This is a genomic window from Limimaricola soesokkakensis (assembly GCF_900172345.1).
GTDB lineage: Bacteria > Pseudomonadota > Alphaproteobacteria > Rhodobacterales > Rhodobacteraceae > Limimaricola > Limimaricola soesokkakensis.
On the sequence record NZ_FWFY01000030.1, the window covers coordinates 2,501 to 5,295 of the forward strand.

The window sequence follows — 2,795 nt, forward strand, 5'->3', positions numbered from 1 at the left end:
AACAGAGACTCCGCTAGTAGTGGCGAGCGAACGCGGACCAGCCGAGCCTTGAGTGTGACCAGAACGAGTTGGAAAACTCGGCCATAGCGGGTGACAGCCCCGTATGGGAAGCATGATAGGACGTATCAAGTAGGGCGGGACACGTGTAATCCTGTCTGAAGATCGGGGGACCACCCTCGAAGGCTAAGTACTCCTTACTGACCGATAGCGAACCAGTACCGTGAGGGAAAGGTGAAAAGCACCCCGACGAGGGGAGTGAAACAGTACCTGAAACCGAACGCCTACAATCAGTCGGAGCCTCCTTGCGAGGTGACGGCGTACCTTTTGTATAATGGGTCATCGACTTGGTCTCACGAGCAAGCTTAAGCCGGTAGGTGTAGGCGCAGCGAAAGCGAGTCTTAATAGGGCGCATGAGTTCGTGGGATCAGACCCGAAACCGAGTGATCTAGGCATGTCCAGGATGAAGGTGCGGTAACACGCACTGGAGGTCCGAACCCACACCTGTTGAAAAAGGTCGGGATGAGGTGTGCCTAGGGGTGAAAGGCCAATCAAACTCGGAGATAGCTGGTTCTCTGCGAAATCTATTTAGGTAGAGCGTCATCCGAATACCCCGGGGGGTAGAGCACTGGATGGGTAATGGGGCCCCACAGGCTTACTGATCCTAACCAAACTCCGAATACCCGGGAGTACTAGATGGCAGACACACGGCGGGTGCTAACGTCCGTCGTGGAGAGGGAAACAACCCTGACCTACAGCTAAGGCCCCCAATTCATGGCTAAGTGGGAAAGCAGGTGGGACGACCAAAACAACCAGGAGGTTGGCTTAGAAGCAGCCATCCTTTAAAGATAGCGTAACAGCTCACTGGTCTAAATAAGTTGTCCTGCGGCGAAGATGTAACGGGGCTCAAGCCATGAGCCGAAGCTTAGGATGCACTTAGTGCATGGTAGCAGAGCGTAGTGTGACATAATCCCATGTCTCCTTATGCCCCTCGGGGCTGTTGGAGACGCGGGATTTTCTGTGAAGCCGGCCTGTGAGGGATCCGGTGGAGAGATCACTAGCGAGAATGATGACATGAGTAGCGACAAACAGGGTGAGAGACCCTGTCGCCGAAAGTCCAAGGGTTCCTGCTTAAAGTTAATCTGAGCAGGGTAAGCCGACCCCTAAGGCGAGGCCGAAAGGCGTAGTCGATGGGAACCAGGTTAATATTCCTGGGCCAGATGGAAGTGACGGATTGCGAGGGTTGTTCGATCTTATCGGATTGATCGGGCCGCTTAGCAGTCCCTGGAAATAGCTCCATCATGAGATCGTACCCTAAACCGACACAGGTGGACTGGTAGAGAATACCAAGGCGCTTGAGAGAACGATGTTGAAGGAACTCGGCAAAATACCTCCGTAAGTTCGCGAGAAGGAGGCCCGGTTTGCACGCAAGTGTGGGCCGGGGGCACAAACCAGGGGGTGGCGACTGTTTACTAAAAACACAGGGCTCTGCGAAGTCGCAAGACGACGTATAGGGTCTGACGCCTGCCCGGTGCCGGAAGGTTAAAAGGAGAGGTGCAAGCCTTGAATTGAAGCCCCGGTAAACGGCGGCCGTAACTATAACGGTCCTAAGGTAGCGAAATTCCTTGTCGGGTAAGTTCCGACCTGCACGAATGGCGTAACGACTTCCCCGCTGTCTCCAACATCGACTCAGCGAAATTGAATTGCCGGTCAAGATGCCGGCTTCCCGCGGTTAGACGGAAAGACCCCATGCACCTTTACTACAGCTTCACACTGGCATCAGGATTGCGATGTGCAGGATAGGTGGTAGGCTTTGAAGCGGGAACGCCAGTTCCCGTGGAGCCTCCCTTGAGATACCACCCTTCGCACTCTTGATGTCTAACCGCGGACCGTGATCCGGTTCCGGGACCCTGTGTGGCGGGTAGTTTGACTGGGGCGGTCGCCTCCCAAACAGTAACGGAGGCGCGCGAAGGTTGGCTCAGAACGGTCGGAAATCGTTCGTCGAGTGCAATGGCATAAGCCAGCCTGACTGCAAGACTGACAAGTCGAGCAGAGTCGAAAGACGGCCATAGTGATCCGGTGGTCCCGAGTGGAAGGGCCATCGCTCAACGGATAAAAGGTACGCTGGGGATAACAGGCTGATACTGCCCAAGAGTCCATATCGACGGCAGTGTTTGGCACCTCGATGTCGGCTCATCTCATCCTGGGGCTGGAGCAGGTCCCAAGGGTATGGCTGTTCGCCATTTAAAGAGGTACGTGAGCTGGGTTTAGAACGTCGTGAGACAGTTCGGTCCCTATCTTCCGTGGGTGTAGGATACTTGAGAGGAGTTGCCCCTAGTACGAGAGGACCGGGGTGAACGATCCACTGGTGGACCAGTTGTCGTGCCAACGGCAGTGCTGGGTAGCTATGATCGGACAGGATAACCGCTGAAGGCATCTAAGCGGGAAGCCCCCCTCAAAACAAGGTATCCCTGAGGACCGTGGTAGACCACCACGTCGATAGGTCGGAGATGTAAGCGCAGCAATGCGTTCAGTTGACCGATACTAATGGTCCGATAGGCTTGATCCGATCCAGAAACAGCAAGGCTGGATCCGAAAGCATACACACCAACACGGTGTACGACTTGGAACGATGTTCTTTCCTCGGTCTGGTGGCCATAGCACGAGCAAAACACCCGATCCCATTCCGAACTCGGCCGTTAAGTGCCGTCGCGCTGATGGTACTGCGTCTCAAGACGTGGGAGAGTAAGTCACCGCCAGACCTAGTAAAGAACATCAAAACATTCTCTCTGAACGAT

At 54.7% G+C, this 2,795-nt stretch carries 2 rRNA genes (1 of these 2 cut by a window edge); both read left to right on the top strand.

The window, feature by feature from the left end:
* A 23S ribosomal RNA gene (locus LOS8367_RS18500) occupies positions 1 to 2,566 on the top strand; it begins 269 nt to the left of the window's first position.
* A gap of 78 nt (positions 2,567 to 2,644) precedes the next feature.
* A 5S ribosomal RNA gene (gene rrf, locus LOS8367_RS18505) occupies positions 2,645 to 2,759 on the top strand.
* Positions 2,760 to 2,795: the final 36 nt, after the last annotated feature.